Consider the following 21,155-nt stretch of genomic DNA (forward strand, 5'->3'; position numbering starts at 1 on the left):
CATGCGAACCAATCGACGAACTTTCATTGTGCATATCGTTGGCGCCGCGGCGCTGGCAATAACCGGCGGCACGGCGTGGGCCGCGCCCACGCAGCTTCAGGAAAGCGATCCGGCCGCGCAGGCGCTCGGCTACCGGACCGACGCATCGCGCGTCGATCACGCGAAATATCCGCGCTTCAGCGCCACCCAGCGCTGCTCGAATTGCCAGTTCTATCAGGGCAAGCCAGCCGACACGAGCGCGCTTTGCGCGCTGTTCGGTGCGAAGCAGGTGAGCGGCGCGGGATGGTGCAACGCCTATCAGGCGAGAGCCTGATAGGCGTTGGGCGGGTAAAGCGATACGGCGCATGACGACTTCGTGCCGTTCGCGTCGACTACGAGGAATCAGTTGATGGAACTCATTGTGAACGGCGTTCATCACAACGTCGATGCGGATGCGAATATGCCGTTACTGTGGGCAGTCCGTGATCTGCTCGGGCTGCACGGTACCAAGTTCGGTTGCGGGGTCGGTGCGTGCGGCGCATGCACGGTTCATCTGGGCGGTGTCGCTGTGCGTTCGTGTGTGACCGCACTGGCGGATGTTCAGGGCAAGCCCGTAACGACCATCGAGGGACTCGGCCAAGGCGGCGATCACCCGGTGCAGCGCGCGTGGAAAGCCGCCAATGTGCCGCAGTGCGGTTACTGCCAGCCGGGGCAGATCATGCAGGCCGCGTCGCTGCTCAAACAGACGCCGAAGCCGAGTGACGAGCAGATCGTCGAAGCGATGTCCGGCAATGTTTGCCGCTGTGGCACCTATCAACGCATCAAGGCCGCTATTAAGGCCGCAGCGTCGGAGGCGTGATGGGAGAAATCGTCAATCTAAGCCGGCGCGGGGTATTGAAAGGAACCTTGGCGGGCGGGGTTGTGCTGGGCTTGCAGATCGGCGGCGCGGGTACCGCGTTCGCGGCGAGCGTGCTGTCATCCGCGAACGGCGCTAAAGGGGCTTTCGCACCGAACGTGTATGTCTCGGTCGCACCGTCCGGCGAGATCATTCTGGTCGTGCATCGTTCGGAGATGGGGACCGGTATCCGTACCAGTCTCGCGATGATTCTTGCCGATGAGCTCGACGCCGACTGGAACGCCGTCAAGATCGTGCAGGCGCAAGGCGATGCGAAGTATGGCGACCAGAATACCGATGGCTCGCGCAGCATCCGCCAGTTCTTCCAGCCGTTGCGTGAAGCAGGTGGCACGGCGCGGCAGATGCTCGTGGCGGCGGCCGCCGTGCAATGGCGCGTGGCGCCGGCGACCTGCCGCACCGAGCCGGGTCATGTCGTGCATGCGGCGAGCGGGCGGCGCGTGGCCTACGGCGCGCTAGCAGCGGCGGCGGCGCGTCAGCCGGTGCCGGGCCGTGACACGCTGCATCTGAAAGACGAGGGTACGTGGCGCTATATCGGCAAGTCGCTGCCGATCGTCGACCTCGACGACATCGTCCACGGCCGGGCGACGTACGGCATCGATGTCGTGTTGCCCCGAATGACCTATGCGTCGATCGAACGTTCGGCGGTCTATGGCGCGACGCTCAAGAGCGTCGATTCGACCGAAACGATGAAAGTGCCCGGCGTGCTGCATGTGGTGCGTATTCCCGCCGCCCCGCTGCCTGCCGGTTTCCAGCCGCTGGGCGGCATCGCGGTGGTGGCGACGAGCACCTGGGCAGCAATGCAAGGGCGGCGGAAATTGAGGCTCGACTGGGACCTTGGGCCGAATGCATCCTATGACAGTCAGGCTTATCGCAAGGCGCTCGAGGACACAGCGCGCCAGCCCGGCAAAATCGTTCGCAACAACGGCGACACAGCGGCTGCGCTTCAGAGCGCCGCACACCATGTCTCGGCGGACTACTACGTGCCGCACCTGGCGCACGCGGCGATGGAGCCGCTCGCCGCCACCGCGTCCTACGCGAACGGTGTGGTTGAAGTATGGACCGCGACGCAGAATCCACAGCAGGCTCGCACGACCGTGGCACAGGTGCTCGGCGTGCAGGAGCCGGCCGTGACGATCAATGTCACGTTACTGGGCGGCGGCTTCGGCCGCAAGTCCAAGCCCGACTATGTGGCCGAGGCGGCGTTCCTGTCACGCGAGGTTGGCGCGCCCGTGAAGCTCACGTGGACTCGCGAGGACGATGTGCGCAACGACTATTTCCATGCGGTGTGCGCGCAGCACATGGAAGGCGGGCTCGATGCGCAAGGCAAGACGGTCGCGTGGTTGCACCGCACGGTGTTCCCGTCGATCAGTTCGACATTCAAGGCTGATGTCCACTACGGGGCGGCGGGTGAACTGGGGCAGGGCGTGACCGACATGCCCTACGACATCGCCAACGTGCGGTGCGAGAACGGCGCCACCTCTGCACACACGCGCATCGGCTGGTATCGATCGGTGTACAACATTCCCCACGGCTTCGCATTAGGGTCGTTCGTCGATGAACTTGCCGCGGCGGCGCGGCAGGACCCGGTGCAGCACCTGCTCACGCTGCTCGGCACTCCGCGGCATGTCGATCTGCATGCACTAGGGGTCGATTATCCGAACTATGGCGCTTCGATCGACGAGTATCCGATCGACACCGCCCGCTATGCGGCAGTGGTTCGCGCGGTCGCCGTGCGCTCCGGGTGGTCGACCGCATTGCCGGCGCGGCATGGCCGCGGGATTGCGGTACATCGCAGCTTCCTGAGTTACGTGGCGGCGGTCGCGCATGTGCACGTGGCCGACGACGGTTCAGTGCGTGTGACACGCGTCGACCTGGCCGTCGACTGCGGGCGCATCGTCAATCCCGATCGGGTTATTGCGCAGTTCGAGGGTGCGGTGGTGATGGCGCTCGGCAACACGTTATACAGCGAACTCTCTTTCCGCAACGGTGCGTCGGAGCAATCGAACTTCACGGACTACCAGGTTGCCCGTATCGACTCCGTTCCCGAGACACACGTGTATATCGTACCGAGCGATGCGCCGCCGGGCGGTGTCGGCGAGCCGGGCGTGCCACCGACTTCAGCGGCTATCTGCAACGCGATCTTCAATGCGACCGGCCAGCGGATTCGTGCGCTGCCGGTGGATACGTCGCTGCTGAAACGGCCGTAGCGGCGAAACCCAACGGAGTTCGAGCGGCTGCCTACCGTGAGAATGAAATCAGCGCTAAGCGACAGAGCTGTCGCGTCAACTGAACGCTGTGCGCGGGCGGCGGTGCTCAGTGCACTTCGGTGCGCGCAAGCCCTTTCGAAATCGTTCTGCGAACCCGCCGTTAGGTCACCTGCCGCCGGGCACTGACCCAACGGCCACCGGCTTGCCGTAAAGCCACCCTTGCGCAAGTTCGATGCCGCAGTTCTGCAATGCGTCGTGCTGGGCTGCCGTTTCGACACCTTCAGCAAGCACCTTGCAGCCGAGCTTACCGAGCTGTTCAGCCGACGCGCGAATAGCGGCTGCAAAGGGCGCACCCTTATCGGCATTGCGGATCACTGTAATGCACAGTTTGACGATTTCTGGCTTCAACAGGCGGACGGTATCGAGGTCTGCGAACCCGCAGCCCGTGTCGTCCAGGGCCAAGCCAATGCCGATGGTACGCAGGCGTTCGACCGCGTCTCGCAAACCCTCGGCTTCGTTGAGCGGCAAGTGCTCGGTGAGTTCGAACATGACTTCCTGCCGGCCTGCTAACAGCAGCTTTTCCGCAGCAAGGGTCAAGGCATCCGGGCCCAGATTGATGGTCAAAAACTTCCCGGGCGGCAGCTTGCCTTTGGTGCTGCTCAAGAGCCAATTCGGCACACAATAGTTCCATCTGCACGGCACAGCCGGCGGCATGGGCTGCGTCGAAGAGCGAGTCCGGGCGCTCAAATGGCGTGCGTTGCGGACCTCTGGAAAGGGCTTCAAAACCCGTCACTGCACCGTCTTTAATGCGCACTATCGGCTGCAACACGGTCTGTATGGAGCGTTCGCGCAGAATTGCTTTCACTCCGGTCGATGAGTTGTCCCGGTCCTTATGTTGATGTTTTGCTTGGGACCTCGATCGATCGTTCGTCCATTGAACCCAACCTGTTTTTTCATTTCCTGAGACTGCTTCGGAAGGCACAACGAACACCGACAGATCGTAGTTGATCCGGCCGCCTGTCCCGCCGCCAAAAATAGCAAGTAGCCGCTCGCGAATCAGATGACGCCCGGCCTTTTCTATGGCCTGCGCCGCTTCGCTGGCATCGCGCGGCAAGTCTCCCGACAGCACACGGAAACACGCAGAGCAATGTCCGTCGACATCAGAACGATATCGGTCAATTATCTCATGCTGAGCCAGCAACCGCTTAGCAAAGCCGTTGCTTCCTCGCCGAACTGAGTGAGGGCCTGTTGGGTCGATTCCGCGCCGAATATGTGGGTCAGACGCGTGATATCCGCGATCCTGACGCTGACTACGGCGGTGATTTCCGTCATTGAAGGCAACCCCGTTGTATTCCTTCTTACGCTGTTCGAAAAATGGTTCTGCCAAACTCGCTCGTGACCTTCCGGAAACCTGATCGCATCCCTCCACGTTACTGTGTAGCGCCGACCTGGCGCAGCGCATCGGCTGCGGCGGTATTGTGTTGCGAGATGGCCATTTGCAGCGCGGTACCTCCGCGTGCGTCGACATGATTGACGTTCGCTCCGTGCGCCACCAGCACCGCAAGCATATCGAGCCGGCCGAACAGCGCAGCAAACGATAGCGCCGTTTCCCCTGCGTTGTTGGTTTGATCGATAGGGCAGCGCGTCCCGAGCAATATCTGCGCAATGTTCGTTTCGCCCTTGAACAGTGCGCCCATCAACGCGGTATTGCCGTGCTTGTCGGCGGCGCATGCGTTGGCGTGTGCGGCAAGAAGCGCCTTTAGCGTGTCCGGGTGATTGTCGTAGGCGCTAAGAATGAGCGCCGTATATCCTTCAGGCGTTGCGGTTTCGACCGGATAGTGCGCGTCGATCAGCAATTGAACGATATCGGTGCGCCCTTCGCGCGCTGCGGCGAACCAGTCATCGGTGTATCCGCGCGTGTCAACCGTGCTGGAATACGTTCCTGGCCGATAAACGTGCTCCGCACAACTCGCAGTCACCAGTGCGGCTATCGCTGCCACGGCTGCGTTTCGAACTACTCGCCGCGCAGTAGAAAAACCTCGCATGACGTTCTCCGTCGGAAATCGTATTCAGGCAACGCGAGGGCCTGCTTGCGCAGGCCCGTGCGCCTTGCTTACTGGCTTCAGTTATCGCTAAGGTGCGACGCCATATCCTGCACGCGTGAGAGATCCGCGTGTGTGGCGCGCGCGAGGCGGGTACCGTAATCGGAGTCAGCCTTGTAGAAGTACGACAGCATCGTGTACTTGTTCGCGTCGTTTGTTACACGGCCCAGATCGCCCGACAATGCCGTGACCAGATCCGTCTTGTTGGCTTCAGACAGCGCCCGGTAATACTCGCCAGCCTGACGGAAGTCGAGCGTCTTGTGGATCGCCATTTGCTGCGTCGTTCCGCTGAGCGGCGTCTGCACGGACTTGTACCTGGCCTGCTGCGAGATCTCCGCGATGCTGGAGGGCTCGTAGTTCACCTCAGCCTTGCGGTCGCCGGAATTCATCAAGCCATCCTGATTATTGTTATACACAGGCACGGCAGGACGGTTGATCGGCAGGTCGTTGTAGTTGGGTCCCAGGCGATACATCTGCGTGTCGGCGTACGCGAACAGACGACCCTGCAGCATCCGGTCCTCGGAAGGCTCGATTCCCGGCACGAGGCGGGACGGCGCGAATGCCGATTCTTCGGTGGACTGGAAGTAGTTATCCGGAACCCGGTTGAGCGTCATCGTCCCGACCTTCTGCTCAGGGATCGACGACGGCCACACCTTCGTGTCGTCAAGCGGATCGAAGTCGAACTTGTTCAGATCCTTCGGCGATAGGATCTGGATGTACAGATCCCATTGCGGATACGAATGCGCCTTGATCGAGTTGTACAGGTCGTCGGTCATCAGATTCCAGTCGGCGCCGATCGAATGAGCAATATCCTGCGGGCGGATTCCCTCAATGCCCTGACGGCTCTTCCAGTGGAACTTCACGTAGTGAACTTCGCCTTTGGCATTGACGAACTTGAACGCGTGCACGCCGAAGCCATCCATGTGACGGTATGAGTCAGGCATTCCCTCGTCGGTGTAGAGGTGCGTCAGCATGTTGGTCGCTTCCGGCGTATGGGCGAAGAAGTCGAAGGCCAGATTCGGATCTTGCACGCCCGTCACGGCGGACGGCTTGTTCGCATGCACGAAGTCTGGGAACTTGATCGCGTCCCGGATGAAGAAGAGCGGCCAGTTGATGCCGACGACGTCCCAGTTGCCTTGCTGCGTATAGAACTTCACCGCGAAGCCGCGCGGGTCGCGCGCCTGCTCAGGCGATCCGCGATAGCCCATGACGGTCGAGAAGCGCACGAAGACGGGAGTCTTCGTACCGGGCGTGAACACTTTGGCGGTGGTCAACGCGCTGATATCAGCGGTAGGCACGAACTCGCCAAAGATACCCGTGCCGCGTGCATGGACGACGCGCTCCGGGATGCGCTCCCGGTCGAAGCGCTGCAGTTTCTCGATCAGATGCGAGTCTTGCAGCAGTACCGGACCTTCAGGACCGGCGGTCTGGGAGTTCTGATTGTCGCCGATCGGCGAGCCACTGTCCTGCGTCATGTCTTCTGCGTACACCGGTTGCGCAGCGGCGATTGCCGAGGCGATGGAGAGAATGCTTGTAGCGATTTGTGTCTTGAGTAATTTCACGTTGCGATCCCAATTCAGGAGGAAACCGAGCACATCCTATGATCGAACTTTTGATATAACCAATCTATTTTCCCTATGCCGGCAATAGGAGGTGCATTTCTTTCAGGGGCTAAATGAAGTTGATAAAAATGAAAGAAATCGCGAAATAAAATTCTGTGGTAGAGCTCAATGTGTTTCGCAAGGACTACTGTAAGCGGCATGACAAAGAGCGCGTTGCGGGCTCTCCAGGAAGGAGGGCTGAGTAAATTCTGAACGCTGCTGCTGCTTCGAAAACAGTCCATAAATAGCTTGCTAGAGTGCGGCGCAAGGTTGCGCAAGGCGAGACCGGCTCATCGCGCTCGCCCGCAAAGCATGCGTCGTAACGAAAAAAATTGAAAAACTGTCTTTTTGAAATTCATGGTCGAGTCGAATGCTATAATTAGTAAGGCCTCTTAAGTTATTTATAGCTGATTAGTCGAAATTCTCCTTGCCGGTTTTTACCAATTGTTATTGAGATTGGAAAATCTATTGACTGAATTGATATGAATGTCAATTCATCGTTGTCGTATTCAAAGTGAATGCGCTGTCAAAGAGTCTGGATATCGGTTCGGTAATGCGCCGGTCCGTATTCGGTCACCTCTCTCATCCCTATCATCAAAGTGCGACGCCGATGTGGTTCCGGAACGTCGGCTCGATGCCGCCGCGCGCGTCTCACCGGTCGGTGACTCCTTCGCCTCCTGAAAGCGCCGGGTTGGCACGGTCCGGGTTCGCGGCAGATGGTGTGCGGCCAAGGAATCCAAGCACCATGATCGCGGAGGCGAGCGTGATGGCCGCCAGCATATGGAGCAGTACCCGGAACGCGCCGTCGTACGCATGCACGAGTAGAGGCTGCCCGAGTGCGGGCAGAAGCGCCGCGGCATGTGTCAGATCACCGGTGGCCACGCGCTGGGCGGCTTCGGTGACGGCATGAGCTGGTGTGCCAGGAGATCCCGCGAGTGCGTCGGATAGTCGCAAGCGTGTGAGCACTGCCAATATCGCGCTAGCCACCGCGAGGGTCATGCCTTCGCCCGCCACGCGCGTCGTACTGAATATGCCCGTCGCCATACCGGCGCGTTCCTTTGGAACAACGCTGACCGACAAGCCGTCCATCAGTCCCCAGGGCAGCCCCGCGCCCACACCGATCACAAACAGCGGAATCGCAATGACAGCGGCTGACGCATCAGGTCCGATACCACTGAACCAGAGCATGCCGATGGCCGCGATGACGAGACCGATCGCTGAAATGACACCGGCCGACATCCAGCGTGTGAGATGCGCAGCGCTGAGCGGTACGATCAGCATCGGCGCCGAAAGCGAAACCATCATCAAGCCCGCGCCGGTCGCAGTATGTCCTTCGATGCCGATGAATCGCGTCGGCAAGACTAGCAGCAACGTGACATAGCAGAATGCGGTCGCAAGCGGGAGTACCTGCACACCGACGAAGCGCGGATAGCGAAACAACGACAGATCGAGCATAGGCCGGGTAACACGACCTTCGATCCAGACGAAGGCGATCGCCATGACCGCGGCACCCACGAACAGTGCAACGATGAGAGGACTACTCCAGCCGCTCTCCGGCCCCTGCAGCAGGCCGAAGGTGAACAATGTAAGCGCCGCAGTAAAGCTGATGGCGCCAGGCCAATCAAGACCATTGGCGTGCGGATCATAGGATTCCCTCAGCTTTGGGACGCCGAGCGCGAAGCCCGTCAAGCCGATTGCCGCATCTGCCAGGAAGAACGATCGCCAGCCGAATGTTTGCGTAAGGAACCCGGCGAGAAGCGGACCCAACGCCAGGCCCACGCCAAAGGTCGTGCCGAGCAAGCTGAACGCGCGAGCGCGTCCATGCCCGTCGAACTCTTGTGCGAGCGCTGCTGATGATCCGGCCAGCACCAACGCGGCCGAAATGCCCTGCAGCGCGCGCAGGAAGTCGACCCACGCAAGGCTCGGCGCGGCGGAAATTCCGAGTGATGTGGCTGCAAAGAGCACTACCCCGACGGCGAACACACGCTTTCGTCCGAGCAGATCCGCGAGCGCACCCGCGACCATCAGACTGCTGCCGAAGCTCAGCATGAATGCGTTCAGGATCCAGTTGATTGCCACCGGACTACCGCCCAGCGCGGTGCCGATAGTCGGCGCGGACACCGCTGCACCGCCGAAATTCAGTGGCAGCACAAGCACCGCGATACAAACGCCCGAGAGGATCAGCGCCTGTTGCGAAGCGCTGCGAGGGTCTTCGCTGCCCCCTCCTGGCGCCGCATGGGGCGACGCGGCTTGTGAAGTCGTCAACGGCGTACCCGGATTATTCTGCACGTACTCTCTCTGTTTAATTTGGACCGGTAGCCACCAATGCGCTCGATACAATTTCCGCACTACTGCGATGCGGCCCGCGTATGGCCGCTAACCTCGCAACCGGCATCGGGTTCGATACCGATAAAGTAGAGCACGGAGATCAGCACCAACACGGCGACTAGCAGAAACGCGACCCGGAAGTCAGCGAGCGAAAGCTGCGCGTGGCCGCCATGTATCAGGACTGCAGCATGCAGCGCGATCGCACCGAATGCGATGCCGAGACCGATGGTCATCTGCTGGACCATGCTGAAAAACGTGCTCGCCGAACTCATCCGCGCCGGCGGCACGTCCGCGAATGCGAGCGTGTTGATGCTGGTGAACTGCATCGATCGGCATAGCCCGCCGATCAGCAGCACCAGCATGATCAGCGTGCGTGGCGTGTCCGGTGAGAGTAGGGCGCACAGGGCGATGCTGGCGGCAGTGAGCAGCCCATTCACGATCATTACCTTGCGAAAACCGAAGCACTTGAGAACGGGCGTGGTGACGGTCTTCATGGCCAGATTGCCGGCCGCGTAAGCGAGCACGAGCAAACCGACGGCGAACGCGTTCAGCCCGAAACCGAGTTGGAAGAACAGCGGCAACAGGAAGGGCGAAACGCTGACCGAGACGACATACAACGAACCTCCTTCGAGGGTCACGCGAAAGGTCGGGATTCGCCACGGCGCAAGATCGATCAGCGGATGTTCGGCACGCCGGAAATGCCGTACCGCGAAGGCCGCGGCGACCACGCCACCCGTCAGGGCGGCGACTGTGATGTGCCAGTCGCCATACGGTTGCCCAACGAGCTCCATGCCATACATGAGGCAGGTTAGCGCGACTCCGCTGAGCACGAATCCGGGCACATCGAACGGCCGGCGACTGGATTCACGGTAGTTCGGAATGAAGGTCGCGGTCAGCACCAGACCCAGCAGACCGATCGGTACGTTCAGCAAAAAGATCCACCGCCAACTGAAATAGGTCGATATAAAGCCGCCCAACGCTGGACCCAGCACCGGTGCGGCCAACCCGGGCCAGGTAATGTAGGCGATCGAGCGCATCAGGTGACGCTTCTCAGTGCCGCGCAGCACCGCGAGCCGGCCTACCGGCACCATCATTGCACCGCCGAGTCCCTGCAGGATCCGCGCGACTGTGAATTCGACGAGACCGTTGCTGAGTCCGCAAAGTATCGAGGCGCCCGTGAACACGACGATGGCGCTACCGAACACAGAGCGTTGCCCAAAGCGATCCGCCACCCAGCCGCTGATGGGGATGAAAACCGCGAGCGCGAGCAGATAGGCGGTCATGCCGATACTCAACCTCACGGGCGTGACGCCGAACGTAGCGGCCATGTGGGGCAGCGCTGTCGCAATCACCGTAGCGTCCAGGTTCTCCATGAAATAGGCACTGGCGACGATCAACGCGATGATGACCGATTGACGGCTTGACAAAGACATGAGCGGAGAACCGATACGGGTTGAGTGGCAGACTCGCAAACGCTCTGGCGCGGGTATTTGCCGACGCCGGCAGTCACAGATGAAGCTCGCTTCGCGATGGCACTGAGATAGTGCATGGCTAGACCGGGAGCATGGCGACACCGGTTCATGCTTGCGGACGATGTACTCTATCAAATCATAAGTCGTCATGTGAAGATGTAATTTAAAAGCACGTTAAACGAGGGAGGGGCATGAAGGCAGGCATGGCGCCGATCAAACGGCCGAGAAAAAACGCCATATCGTGATTTACCTTACAAACAGACAGATACGCCAGCTTGTATGCTGGATCGACGTCGAGCCTGTTCACGGAAAATTAGTCGTCAATTGACGATTTAATTTATCGGCGATATCCTCGTTGCAATGCGATGGCTGAAGCAGTAGCTGTCCCACGGGGTGAACAGCGCCGCGCATGCGGCTGGAGCGAATCATGAGCAGCGTCTACCGAATTGGGAATGGCCGACATCGATTGCCTCGGTTATCGGCGGGCGGGGGCTGTCGCGAGTTGCCGGTCTTCGCCCGGAATTGCGGCCTGAGTCCGCGGGCGCGAGGCATATGAAACCCACCGCGTTTTCGTATTTCCGGCCGCGCACGCTCGACGACGCGCTGTCGCTTCTTGCTCTTCACGGTTTTGACGCCAAGCTGATCGCCGGAGGACAAAGCCTCGCGCCGATGATGAATATGCGCTTCGCCCAACCGGCGCACCTGGTCGATCTGAACGCGCTGCCTCAACTCAAGGGCGTCACGCTTGAACCCGATACGCTAGCGGTCGGCGCAATGACGCGCCATCACGAGCTGGCCACCAGCAACACAGTACGCGCTGCTTGCCCGCTACTGGCTGAAGCGGCGGCGACGATCGGACATTACGCCATCCGACAGCGCGGGACACTCGGCGGCAGTCTCGCGCATGCGGACCCCGCGGCGCAATTACCGCTCATTGCGAGCACGCTAGGCGCACGCATAGAGATTGTCGGGCCGGCCGGCAGCCGGCAGGTGTCGGCGGCACAGTTTCTGATCGCGGTGATGACCACCGATCTGGCGGTTGACGAAATCATTCGCACGGTGCGCTTTCCGACGACGTTGTCCGGCGAGCGGCATGCCTTCGAAGCATTTAGCCGACGGCACGGCGATTTCGCGATCGCGGCTTGCGCTGTCACCGCTGTGCTTGCGGGCGGCAGGTTCGCCTCGTTGCGGATCGGCGTAGGCGGTGTCGCAGATGTGCCACTGGTGTTTGACGACCTCGCTGCGGGATTCGTCGGCGAAACGGCCGATGCGCCGAGCGTCGGCAGGATTGCCGAAACAGTCGCAAACGCCGTCGAGGTGCACGATCAGCCAGGCATTAACGCCGCGTATCGACGCGATCTCGTCAAGGTGCTCATCGCTCGAGCATTGCAGCGGATAACCGCTGGCGTTACGCAACCCGATTAGGCCGTTCATGGAAAAGACAGCAATTTATCTGAGTGTGAACGGTGCGCGCCATGATGTGCATTGCGAGCCTCGCAAGCTATTGTCCGATGTGCTGCGCGAAGATTGCCGGCTGACGGGCACGCATGTCGGATGCGAGCACGGTGTGTGCGGCGCATGCACCGTGTTGATCGATGGCCGTCCGGCACGCTCATGTCTGGCTTACGCCGTGCAGATGGATGAAGCGCAGATCACGACCATCGAGGCGGTAGCGCAAGACGGTCGTCTGTCGCCGCTCCAGCGCGCGCTGCATGAGTGCCATGGTCTGCAGTGCGGTTTCTGCACGCCCGGCATCGTCATGACATTTGAGGCATACCTGCGCGAGAACCCGTGGCCATCCGAGGCGGAGGTGCGCGAGGTGCTGTCGGGCAATCTGTGCCGCTGTACCGGATATCAGAACATCGTGCGGGCGATCCTGCTCGCGGCCGAGCGGATGCGCGCGGAGACGGTCGATGTCTGAGCAGACGTTTCGTTACCTCAACAGAGCGACGCCTCGCACCGAAGACTATCGGCTGCTGACCGGCTGTGGCCGGTATCTCGATGACATCGAGATACCCGGTGCCCTTCACGTGTGCTTCGTTCGCTCGCCGCACGCGCATGCGCGGATCGTCTCCATCGATATTCATGGCGCCGCCGCAATGCCCGGCGTTGTAACCGTCATCACGGGCCTGGAGCTCGCGCAGTGGACTACGCCGTTCCGTGTCGCACCACCCGTCGAAGGACTGAAGCCCGTCGAATTTGCGACGATGCCCGTGGACACAGTGCGTTTTCAGGGCGATCTGGTGGCTTGCGTCGTCGCGACGGACCGGTACCTCGCTGAAGACGCTGCCGAGCAGGTGCTCGTCGAGTTCGAACCGCTGCCCGCGGTGACAGACATGTGGCAGGCGCTAGAGACCAACGCGGCGCAAGTCGACCCGGCCGTGCCAGGCAACCTGGTCTCGCACCAGACCTACGTGCATGGCGACCCTGAACGCGCCAACCGCCGGGCTTTCCGGATAGTCGAAGCGACCTTCCAGCAGCAGCGCCAGACCCATGTGCCGATCGAAACCCGCGGCTGTGCAGCGGTCTGGGACGTTGGACGGCACCACCTGACGTTCCATATTGGAACGCAGGTGCCACATCCTTTGCGCACTCAACTGGCGCAGCGCCTCAAGCTCGACGAGTCTCAGGTGACCGTGATTTCGCCCGATGTCGGTGGAGCGTTCGGACAGAAAATCGCCTTGTACCGCGAAGAGTTGACGGTTGCTGCGCTGGCTCGCCATTTGAAACGGCCCGTGCGCTGGCGTGAGGATCGCCTCGAGAACCTGACGGCCGCCGCCAATTCACGTGAGGACTTCTGCCGCACCCGCTCGGCGGTCGATGAGCGCGGCACGCTGCTCGCTCTCGAACTCGAACTCCGCGAAGACTTTGGCGCCTACTGCTTCTTTCCTGCCAACTATCTGGCGCGCGTCGTTGCCATGATCCTGAGCGGACCGTACCGGCTGCAGGACTACGCGTTCGATGTGAAGGTCGTGCTCAGTCACAAGTGCGGCAATGCACCGATGCGCGCGCCGATGTCCATCACCAGCTGGGTGATGGACGGAACGCTGGATGCAATCGCGCGGGAACTGGCACTTGACCCGGTCGAGGTACGCCGGCGCAACCTGTTGAGTCCGGCAGAGCTGCCGTACCTCACTGCTACCGGCGAACGTCTGGACGACATCACGCCGACCCAGACGTTCGAGGCCTTGCTGTCGGTGCTCGACTACGCGGGGTTTCGCGAGCGCCAGCACGCAGCGCGCGCAGTTGGCCGTTACCTGGGGCTTGGCCTATGCAACGTGGTGGAACCGACCACGTACGGCTCGCGCTTCTATAAGGCCGCGGGGATTCCCGGTTCGGGGCACGAGGCAAGCTGGATCCGTATCGAACCAGGCGGGGTGGTGAACGCGTCGGTCGGTCTCGGGCCCAGCGGCCAGGGCTACGAAAGCGCGATGGCCAACGCGGTGGCGGAGGGCCTGGGCGTGCCGCCGTCGAGCGTGCGCATTCATATGGGCCACACTGATATCGCACCATACGGTATGGGCAGTCGTGGCGCCCGCAGCGGCACGGCAGGCGGCGGCGCGCTTTACCTGTGCGCACTCGACGCACGCCGCAAGGTGCTCGCGATCGCCGCCGGTTGCCTTGGTTTGCCGGACGAGCAGTCGCTACGCCTGATCGACGCGAGAATCGAGCGTCGTCGCGCGCACGAGTGGATCGACACAGGTTTGACGCTCGCCGACGTGGCGCGGCGTGCATATCTGGATCCAACTGCGTTGCCGCAAAGTTTGACGCCGGGCCTTGAATTTCACCTGACTTACGACCCTCCGGCCATGACCTATTCGAATGCGGCTCATGGATGCGAGATCGAGGTGGACGTCTTGACCGGCGCAATCCGTATCGCGCGTTACGTCGTCGCCGAAGACTGCGGCACGCTGCTCAATCCGACCGTGGTGGAAGGGCAGCAGCATGGCGCCGTGGCGATGGGACTGTCGGGGGCGCTGTTCGAGCAGATGCGTTACGACGACTCAGGACAGAACGTGACCGGCTCACTCGCCGACTACCTGATTGCTACTTCAACTGAATTGCCCAACTTCGAGATCATCCCGCTGCATACGCCTGGCAAGTTGACGGCGGCCGGCATTAAGGGGATGGCCGAAGGCGGGGTGATGGGAGCGATCGGCGCATTGACCAACGCGGTCAATGATGCGCTTGCGCCATTTGGCGTCGTTGCCGACCGTCATCCACTCACTCCCATGCTATTGCGCGACTTGCTGCGCGACAAACTCTGAACGGACCAACAATCATGAATCAATCTACAGGCAAACCCGCGATTGGCTTTATCGGCCTTGGCATCATGGGTTTCTCGATGGCCTCGCGGCTCGCCGCCGCCGGCTATCCGCTGCATGTCTATAACCGTACGCGTGCGAAGGCTGAGCCGCTCATCGAGGCCGGCGCGACCTGGCAAGCGACCCCGCGGGCGCTCGCCGAAGTATCGGACGTCGTGTTCACGATTGTCGGCACACCCGCGGACGTCCGCACGCTATATCTGGGCGACGACGGTCTGATCGCGCATGCGCGGCGCGATGCGGTGCTGGTCGACATGACGACGTCGAGTCCAAAACTGGCCGAAGAGTTGGCCGTGCACGCCGCTGAGCGCGGGGTGCACATGCTGGATGCGCCGGTATCGGGTGGCGACATAGGTGCCCGCGAAGGGCGCCTGTCGATCATGGTCGGCGGCGCAAGCGCTGTGCTCGCACGCGTGGAACCGATGTTGCGGTGCCTCGGTACCAACATCGTCCTGCAAGGCGGCCCCGGTGCGGGTCAGCACACGAAGCTGTGCAATCAGATCGTCATTGCATCGACAATGGTGGGCGTGTGCGAAGGGCTCGCCTATGCGCACAGCGCCGGGCTGGACGCCGACACCGTATTGAGCGCGATTGGCGGAGGCGCGGCGGGTGGATTCCAGCTGAACAACCTGGGGCCGCGCATTGCCAAGGGCGATTTTGCACCCGGTTTCTTCATCGAGCATTTCATCAAGGACATGCGGATTGCGCACGAGGAAGCGCGGAGCATGGGACGTGAATTGCCGGGTCTGGAACTGGTGCGCGTCATGTACCAGGAGTTGGCCGAGCGGGGCTGCGCGCGCAACGGCACGCAGGCGCTGTTCAAACTCTACGAGCGCTGAGCGGCGGCGATGAAGCTGACAGATCAAACCATCCTGCCCGTGCCCCCTGAAGCCGCATGGCGTGCATTGAACGATCCCGTCGTACTCGAAGCATGCCTGCCTGGCTGCAAAGCGCTGAACAGGCTCGACGACCTGCATTTCGAATCGACCGTGCAGATTCGCGTCGGCCCGATCGCGGCGACCTTCAAAAGCAACGTCGAATTGTCGGATCTCGATCCGCCCACGGCCTATACGATTGCCGGTATGGGCAGTGCAGGTGCGCTGGGCTTTGCCAAAGTCACTGCGCGCCTGAAACTTGAAGCGCAAGGCAATACGACCGTGCTGGTGTACGACGCTGACGTCGAGATAGGCGGGAAGCTGATGAGCGTGGGGTCGCGCCTGATTCAGTCCGCCGCGAGCAAGAATCTCGACGAGTTCTTCAGCGCGCTAAAGGCGCACGTCGAAAGCCACGCGGTCTGACGGCGGTGTGCTGCGAGAGAGTACCGATCGAAACAGAGGGCATCATGTTGGTAGAAATGCGTACATATCAGATTGCGGCGGGAAAGACAGGCGAGTTCCTGGGCATCTACGAGCGCGAAGGGCTCGGCATCATCAGTCAGTACGCCCGGCTCGAGGGTTGCTGGACGAAGGACTCAGGCACGTTGAACTCGATCGTATTCTGCTGGGGCTACGAGGACTATGCGCATCGGGCAGCGCAGCGCGTGAAACTCGCAGCAGATCCACGCTGGCAAGCTTCACGCCGCGCATTCTGCCGTATCTCGTCCATCAGGAATCGGTGTTCCTGTCGCCGGTGCCGTTTTGCCCGATGGACTGAAGTGAGTGATGAATTTTCCGGCCGCGTTTGGCCACGGGTGCCGCGTACTGGATGAATTTCGTGAAGGCCTTCGGCGTTGCGCGGCGTGGGTGGTGCGCGTGCAGACGTAAGGCAGTCGGGCTGACTTCATAACGTATCAGAAAGGACTATTGATGACACACTTTACTTTCACTCCCGGAGCCGTCGCCGTCGTGACAGGCGGCGCTGCCGGCATTGGACTCGCTGCGGCGAAGCGGTTCGCGCAGCTCGGGCTTCGCGTGTGCATTGCGGATCTGGGTGAGGACCGCCTTGCGCATGCGACGCAGGCGATTGCCAGCGTGGCTGCTGAAGGCGCGAAGGATGTACTGGCCGTCGAGACGGACGTCAGCCGCCTCGAAGACTTGGTCCGCCTCGAAGCAGCGGTTCGGGATCGCTTCGGCGGCACGGATATCCTCATGAACAATGCGGGGATTCAACCGGGTAGCGTCATGTTCGGAGCGGCCGCTAACTGGGAGCGGGTGCTCGACGTCAACCTATGGGGTGTCATTCGTGGCACTCAGACCTTCGTGCCCGCGATGATCGCGCGCGGACGCCCGGGCCTCGTCATTAACACCGGTTCGAAGCAGGGCATCACGACGCCGCCCGGCGACCCGGCTTATAACGTCTCCAAGGCCGGCCTGAAGGCGTTTACCGAAGCACTGCAGCACGAGTTGCGCAATACGCCAGGCTGCCGGATCAGCGCGCATTTGCTGATCCCTGGCTTTGTGTTTACGGAGCTTGCCGCTCGAGGTCGTACCGAGAAACCGGCCGCTGCCTGGACGCCCGAGCAGGCTGTCGATTTCATGATCGAGCGACTGGATGCCGGCGATTTCTACATTCTGTGCCCCGACAACGATGTGCCTCGCTCCCTCGACGAGCGACGCATCCTTTGGGCTGCGGGAGACATTGTAGAGAATCGCCCGGCGCTATCGCGTTGGCATCCGGACTACGAGCAGGCGTTCACAGCGTATATCCAGAAGAACGACTGACTTGCCCGCCCCGCAAATCGTAAGTGGAAGATAGGAGATGGCAGAGATTCCAAGGTGGCGACCGAGCGAAACCTATCCCGATCCGTCGGTGGAGGTCCTCGATCCGCGCTTTCTGAAATACCGCATTACCAATGCCGCCGTGGAGCGCCTTGCGACTGGAATGCGCTTTGGTGAAGGGCCGGTGTGGTTCGGCGACGGCCGCTACCTTCTATGGAGCGATATTCCGAACAACCGCATCATGCGATGGGATGAAGAAACCGGTGCGGTTGCGGTGTTTCGCAGGCCGTCCGGTTTCGCCAACGGCAACACGCGTGACCGCCAGGGGCGGTTGATCACCTGCGAGCATGGCAACCGCCGGGTGACGCGCACCGAGTACAACGGCACCCTGACCATTCTCATGGACCGTTTCGACGGCAAGCGGCTCAACTCTCCCAATGACGTCGTCGTCAAGAGCGACGACAGCATCTGGTTCACTGACCCGACCTTTGGAATTCTGAGTGACTACGGGGGTGTCAGGGGGGAGGCCGAACTGCCAACCCAGGTCTACCGCCTGGAGCCGCGCTCCGGCGAAGCAGAGATCGTCGCTGGCGACATCGCCAATCCGAACGGCCTTTGTTTTTCGCCGGATGAAAGCCGCCTCTACATTGTCGAGTCCGGATCCACGCCAAGACGCATCCGGGCGTACGACGTCGAGGATGGCCGACGCCTCGTCAACGGCCGCATCTTTGTCGACGGCGGCGAGCACGGCGCGCCGGATGGCTTCCGCTGCGACACCGACGGCAACCTGTGGGCCGGCTGGGGTACAGGACCGACGTTGAACGGCGTGATGGTGTTCGCACCGGACGGCGAGGCCATCGGCCGCATCGCGCTGCCTGAACGCTGTGCGAACCTGTGCTTTGGCGGCGCTGCGCACAACCGCCTGTTCATGGCCGCCGGCCAGTCGCTCTACGCGCTTTACGTGGATGCCAAGGCGGCCGTCCCAACATGAGTCAGTGTTGAGGCAGCCAGCTTCAGCGCGGCGACCGCCTTCGATGCTAATCGACGACGAATGGCATCCGCTTGCGATGCCCGTGACCACCTCGTCAATCAAGAATCTGTTCGATCTTCCGCCCTATTACAACGTCTACTCCGCGCTCGATTGAAACGCGCGGTGCTTGTTGTCGGTCGCTGTCATGGTCTTGTCATTCCGGTCAGGTGAAATGAATTCGCAGTCGTGCATGGTAGAGCGCGGGCCGTGATGAACCCATTACGGTCGTGCTCGCGGAATCGGCCGATTGGATCTTTCCCTAAACATCTAGACGTTTAGACGAAAACACCGCTGGCAAGCGCTTTCTGGGCCGGCAGGAAACGCCCATGAAGCACGAGCGCCGAGTTCGCGAACGCAACAGCACGACTCATCGCTTCGAATCACGACCAAAGCTGCGTGGTACAGCAGCACGCTAAAGCCGACACACATACGGAGCATGTCGATGCTGATCAGGAACGCTCGCGTCGTCACGCGAGACGAGGAATTTACGGGAACCTTGCGGATTGAAAATGGCGTCATTGTTGACCTTGAACGGGGCACGACGTCGGCGGCCGAAGCCGAAGACTGGGACGGTGACTATCTGTTGCCAGGCTTGGTCGAACTACACACAGACAATCTCGAGAAGCATCTGGCGCCGCGGCCGGGCGTGAGATGGAATATCGACGCGGCGTTTGTGATTCATGACGCACAGGTGGCCGCGGCGGGCATCACAACCGTATTCGATTCGCTCAGGATCGGCGCGCGCTCGGACGTCGACATGCACAGCCGGGATCTTCAGACGCAGTGCGTGCAGGCACTCGCGCGTCTGTCCGCGTGCAAGTTGCTGCGTGCCGAGCATTTCCTCCACCTGCGCTGCGAAATCGCCGCGCCCGACGTCGTGAATGTATTCGATTCAATGTGCACGCATCCATTGCTGCGGCTCGCTTCGGTGATGGATCACACGCCGGGCCAGCGCCAATGGCACGATAGGGATCAATGGCGTCGCTGGCAGGAACGTCACGGCAAATTGACCGACGAACACTTCGCCGCAGTGATTGCCAAGCTTTCGGACGGACAGGAACGTTTCGCCGACCGGCACCGTCGCGAGATCGTTGCGCGCTGCATGGAGCTCGGCGTGCCGGTGGCGAGCCACGACGACGCCGTAATCGAGCACGTTGAACAGGCAGCGGCCGAAGGCATCGTCCTGGCGGAATTCCCAACCACCCGCATCGCCGCGCCCAACGTCGTAAGAGGCGGATCGCACTCGGGCAACGTCTCGGCAATCGAACTTGCGGAAGCCGGACTGCTCGACATCCTGTCCTCGGACTACGTGCCCTCGAGCCTGTTGACCGCCGCCTTCGAACTGGTCGGCAAGGCCGGCTGGACGGTGCCGCGCGCGATGGCAACGGTATCCGCGGAACCCGCGCGCGCAGTGGGGTTGGACGACCGCGGCGCCATCGCCCCCGGTTTGCGTGCCGATTTTGTGCGCGTGCGAATGCACGATGCGCTGCCTGTCCCCCGCGCGACGTATCGGGCAGGCGAGCGCGTCGTCTGATGGACGGAACAAACCAATCCGTTGTTGAATCGCCTGGCATGTACAAAACATAAATTGAGGAATATATGAAGGTATCCAAAATTTTATCTGCCGCGGCTCTGGCCGTGAGTTTTGTCTCTGTTACGGCACACGCAGCTGGTACGTGTCCGAACGATGGCGTGGTTCGCTTTGGTGTCGAACCATACGAATCGGCCCAGCGCATGCTGCCGGTTTATACGGATATCGCCAAGATGATCGGCGACAAGCTCGGCTGCACGGTGCAACTTTACGTCGCAACCAGCTATAACGCCGAGATCGAGGCAATGCGCAATAACAAGCTCGAATTCGGCGAATTCGGTCCCCTCGGCTACGTGCTCGCGCACCAGGTCGCGCACGCTGAAGCCGTCGCCACGTTCGCCGGCGAGCAGGGCAAGCCGGCCACTTACTACGCCTCCATCGTCACGTGGCCCGGCTCGGGCATCAAGACGCTGGGCGATACCAAGGGTCGCTCGTTCGCTTACGCTGATCCGGCTTCGACGTCCGGCCATCTGTTTCCCGCCTTCGGTCTGAGCAAGAACGGCATCGATCCGGACAAGGGCGTAAAAGCGGTCTACGCGGGCAGCCATACGGCGTCGTTCGAGGCGCTGCGCAACCACAAGGTCGAAGCGGGGGAGCTGAACAGCGAAGAAATCGCCAGCGCCAAGCTACACAAGGAATTCGATCCTGCGGCTTACGTGACGCTGTGGAAATCGGAACCGATTCCGCTCGACCCGCTGGCCGTGCGCGGAGACTTGCCGGCGGATTTCAAGGCCCGTCTGGCAAGTGTGCTGAGTTCGCTCGATCTAAGCCAATTACCGGAAGCCGATCAGAAGTTCCTGGCGTCGAACCAAAACCCGGAACTGAAGACGGTGCCGCAAACGGATGCTGCTTATAACCAGATCCGCGATCTGGTTTCGACTCTTCACATCGACTTGGCAAAACTGTGAGCACTCTGTCCAGCACCTCGGGTGGCGTCCCGATAGATT

At 61.3% G+C, this 21,155-nt stretch carries 18 protein-coding genes; 13 read left to right on the plus strand and 5 right to left on the minus strand.

Annotation, left to right across the window (positions count from 1 at the left end; all coding sequences use genetic code 11):
* The first annotated feature begins 1 nt into the window (after window position 1).
* The 3 genes from B0G81_RS07505 to B0G81_RS07515 all read left to right on the plus strand — a co-directional run bounded on the left by B0G81_RS07505 (window position 2) and on the right by B0G81_RS07515 (window position 3,102).
* On the plus strand, window positions 2-313 hold the full coding sequence (locus tag B0G81_RS07505; protein ID WP_116120522.1) for a high-potential iron-sulfur protein: 312 nt from the start codon (window positions 2-4) through the stop codon (window positions 311-313).
* A gap of 72 nt (window positions 314-385) precedes the next feature.
* Window positions 386-838, plus strand: coding sequence for a (2Fe-2S)-binding protein (locus B0G81_RS07510; protein ID WP_134134067.1), 453 nt, complete (start codon window positions 386-388; stop codon window positions 836-838).
* A complete protein-coding gene (locus tag B0G81_RS07515) occupies window positions 838-3,102 on the plus strand; it encodes a molybdopterin cofactor-binding domain-containing protein (RefSeq protein WP_134134068.1) in 2,265 nt (754 codons plus the stop codon). Before B0G81_RS07510 ends, B0G81_RS07515 begins: the two co-directional genes overlap by 1 nt.
* A 165-nt stretch (window positions 3,103-3,267) precedes the next feature.
* Here the strand turns inward: B0G81_RS07515 and B0G81_RS07520 are convergent, their stop codons facing one another.
* The 5 genes from B0G81_RS07520 to B0G81_RS07545 form a co-directional block, all read right to left on the minus strand.
* Window positions 3,268-3,816 (minus strand): EAL domain-containing protein, encoded by a 549-nt coding sequence (locus B0G81_RS07520; protein ID WP_134134069.1) that lies wholly within the window; start codon window positions 3,814-3,816, stop codon window positions 3,268-3,270.
* 716 nt (window positions 3,817-4,532) lie between these two features.
* A complete protein-coding gene (locus B0G81_RS07530) occupies window positions 4,533-5,102 on the minus strand; it encodes an ankyrin repeat domain-containing protein (RefSeq protein WP_134134071.1) in 570 nt (189 codons plus the stop codon).
* Between the two features lie 122 nt (window positions 5,103-5,224).
* The gene (locus B0G81_RS07535) at window positions 5,225-6,679 is read right to left on the minus strand and encodes a catalase (RefSeq protein ID WP_208328599.1); all 1,455 of its coding nucleotides are present in this window, start codon (window positions 6,677-6,679) and stop codon (window positions 5,225-5,227) included.
* 777 nt (window positions 6,680-7,456) lie between these two features.
* Window positions 7,457-9,094 carry an MFS transporter gene (locus B0G81_RS07540; protein ID WP_243856380.1) on the minus strand — a complete coding sequence of 546 codons (1,638 nt, stop codon included), beginning with the start codon at window positions 9,092-9,094 and terminating at the stop codon, window positions 7,457-7,459.
* A 59-nt stretch (window positions 9,095-9,153) separates the two neighbouring features.
* Window positions 9,154-10,566, minus strand: a complete 1,413-nt coding sequence (locus tag B0G81_RS07545; RefSeq protein WP_134134073.1) for a DHA2 family efflux MFS transporter permease subunit — start codon at window positions 10,564-10,566, stop codon at window positions 9,154-9,156.
* Window positions 10,567-11,157: 591 nt separating this feature from the next.
* Between B0G81_RS07545 and B0G81_RS07550 the strand changes: the two genes are divergently transcribed.
* The 10 genes from B0G81_RS07550 (at window position 11,158) to B0G81_RS07595 (ending at window position 21,116) form a co-directional block, all read left to right on the plus strand.
* A complete protein-coding gene (locus tag B0G81_RS07550; protein ID WP_134134074.1) occupies window positions 11,158-12,030 on the plus strand; it encodes an FAD binding domain-containing protein in 873 nt (290 codons plus the stop codon).
* 7 nt (window positions 12,031-12,037) lie between these two features.
* Window positions 12,038-12,526 (plus strand): (2Fe-2S)-binding protein, encoded by a 489-nt coding sequence (locus B0G81_RS07555; RefSeq protein WP_116120535.1) that lies wholly within the window; start codon window positions 12,038-12,040, stop codon window positions 12,524-12,526.
* The gene (locus B0G81_RS07560; RefSeq protein ID WP_134134075.1) at window positions 12,519-14,873 is read left to right on the plus strand and encodes a xanthine dehydrogenase family protein molybdopterin-binding subunit; all 2,355 of its coding nucleotides are present in this window, start codon (window positions 12,519-12,521) and stop codon (window positions 14,871-14,873) included. The genes B0G81_RS07555 and B0G81_RS07560 overlap by 8 nt, the downstream gene beginning before the upstream one ends.
* A gap of 14 nt (window positions 14,874-14,887) precedes the next feature.
* On the plus strand, window positions 14,888-15,769 hold the full coding sequence (locus tag B0G81_RS07565; RefSeq protein WP_134134076.1) for an NAD(P)-dependent oxidoreductase: 882 nt from the start codon (window positions 14,888-14,890) through the stop codon (window positions 15,767-15,769).
* A 9-nt stretch (window positions 15,770-15,778) separates the two neighbouring features.
* Entirely contained in the window at window positions 15,779-16,228 is a 450-nt protein-coding gene (locus B0G81_RS07570) for a carbon monoxide dehydrogenase subunit G (protein ID WP_134134077.1), read from the plus strand.
* A gap of 56 nt (window positions 16,229-16,284) precedes the next feature.
* On the plus strand, window positions 16,285-16,638 hold the full coding sequence (locus B0G81_RS07575) for an NIPSNAP family protein (RefSeq protein ID WP_243856750.1): 354 nt from the start codon (window positions 16,285-16,287) through the stop codon (window positions 16,636-16,638).
* A 97-nt stretch (window positions 16,639-16,735) separates the two neighbouring features.
* Entirely contained in the window at window positions 16,736-17,590 is an 855-nt protein-coding gene (locus tag B0G81_RS07580; protein ID WP_134134078.1) for an SDR family NAD(P)-dependent oxidoreductase, read from the plus strand.
* 37 nt (window positions 17,591-17,627) lie between these two features.
* Complete coding sequence (locus B0G81_RS07585; RefSeq protein WP_134134079.1) at window positions 17,628-18,578, plus strand: SMP-30/gluconolactonase/LRE family protein; 951 nt, start codon at window positions 17,628-17,630, stop codon at window positions 18,576-18,578.
* 481 nt (window positions 18,579-19,059) lie between these two features.
* Window positions 19,060-20,151, plus strand: coding sequence for an alpha-D-ribose 1-methylphosphonate 5-triphosphate diphosphatase (locus B0G81_RS07590; RefSeq protein WP_134134080.1), 1,092 nt, complete (start codon window positions 19,060-19,062; stop codon window positions 20,149-20,151).
* Between the two features lie 65 nt (window positions 20,152-20,216).
* Complete coding sequence (locus B0G81_RS07595) at window positions 20,217-21,116, plus strand: phosphate/phosphite/phosphonate ABC transporter substrate-binding protein (protein ID WP_134134081.1); 900 nt, start codon at window positions 20,217-20,219, stop codon at window positions 21,114-21,116.
* Window positions 21,117-21,155: the final 39 nt, after the last annotated feature.

Origin of the sequence: Paraburkholderia sp. BL6665CI2N2, assembly GCF_004366535.1 — a bacterium.
Lineage (GTDB): Bacteria > Pseudomonadota > Gammaproteobacteria > Burkholderiales > Burkholderiaceae > Paraburkholderia.

What these genes read in the sequence shown, in the direction of transcription:
- B0G81_RS07520 (WP_134134069.1), bottom strand. Translation starts at nt 3,816, where the DNA reads ATGCCGCCGGCTGTGCCGTGCAGATGGAACTATTGTGTGCCGAATTGG.
- B0G81_RS07565 (WP_134134076.1), top strand. Translation starts at nt 14,888, where the DNA reads ATGAATCAATCTACAGGCAAACCCGCGATTGGCTTTATCGGCCTTGGC.
- B0G81_RS07570 (WP_134134077.1), top strand. Translation starts at nt 15,779, where the DNA reads ATGAAGCTGACAGATCAAACCATCCTGCCCGTGCCCCCTGAAGCCGCA.
- B0G81_RS07555 (WP_116120535.1), top strand. Translation starts at nt 12,038, where the DNA reads ATGGAAAAGACAGCAATTTATCTGAGTGTGAACGGTGCGCGCCATGAT.
- B0G81_RS07505 (WP_116120522.1), top strand. Translation starts at nt 2, where the DNA reads ATGCGAACCAATCGACGAACTTTCATTGTGCATATCGTTGGCGCCGCG.
- B0G81_RS07560 (WP_134134075.1), top strand. Translation starts at nt 12,519, where the DNA reads ATGTCTGAGCAGACGTTTCGTTACCTCAACAGAGCGACGCCTCGCACC.
- B0G81_RS07580 (WP_134134078.1), top strand. Translation starts at nt 16,736, where the DNA reads ATGACACACTTTACTTTCACTCCCGGAGCCGTCGCCGTCGTGACAGGC.
- B0G81_RS07585 (WP_134134079.1), top strand. Translation starts at nt 17,628, where the DNA reads ATGGCAGAGATTCCAAGGTGGCGACCGAGCGAAACCTATCCCGATCCG.
- B0G81_RS07595 (WP_134134081.1), top strand. Translation starts at nt 20,217, where the DNA reads ATGAAGGTATCCAAAATTTTATCTGCCGCGGCTCTGGCCGTGAGTTTT.
- B0G81_RS07550 (WP_134134074.1), top strand. Translation starts at nt 11,158, where the DNA reads ATGAAACCCACCGCGTTTTCGTATTTCCGGCCGCGCACGCTCGACGAC.
- B0G81_RS07515 (WP_134134068.1), top strand. Translation starts at nt 838, where the DNA reads ATGGGAGAAATCGTCAATCTAAGCCGGCGCGGGGTATTGAAAGGAACC.
- B0G81_RS07545 (WP_134134073.1), bottom strand. Translation starts at nt 10,566, where the DNA reads ATGTCTTTGTCAAGCCGTCAATCGGTCATCATCGCGTTGATCGTCGCC.
- B0G81_RS07575 (WP_243856750.1), top strand. Translation starts at nt 16,285, where the DNA reads ATGCGTACATATCAGATTGCGGCGGGAAAGACAGGCGAGTTCCTGGGC.
- B0G81_RS07590 (WP_134134080.1), top strand. Translation starts at nt 19,060, where the DNA reads ATGCTGATCAGGAACGCTCGCGTCGTCACGCGAGACGAGGAATTTACG.
- B0G81_RS07535 (WP_208328599.1), bottom strand. Translation starts at nt 6,679, where the DNA reads ATGACGCAGGACAGTGGCTCGCCGATCGGCGACAATCAGAACTCCCAG.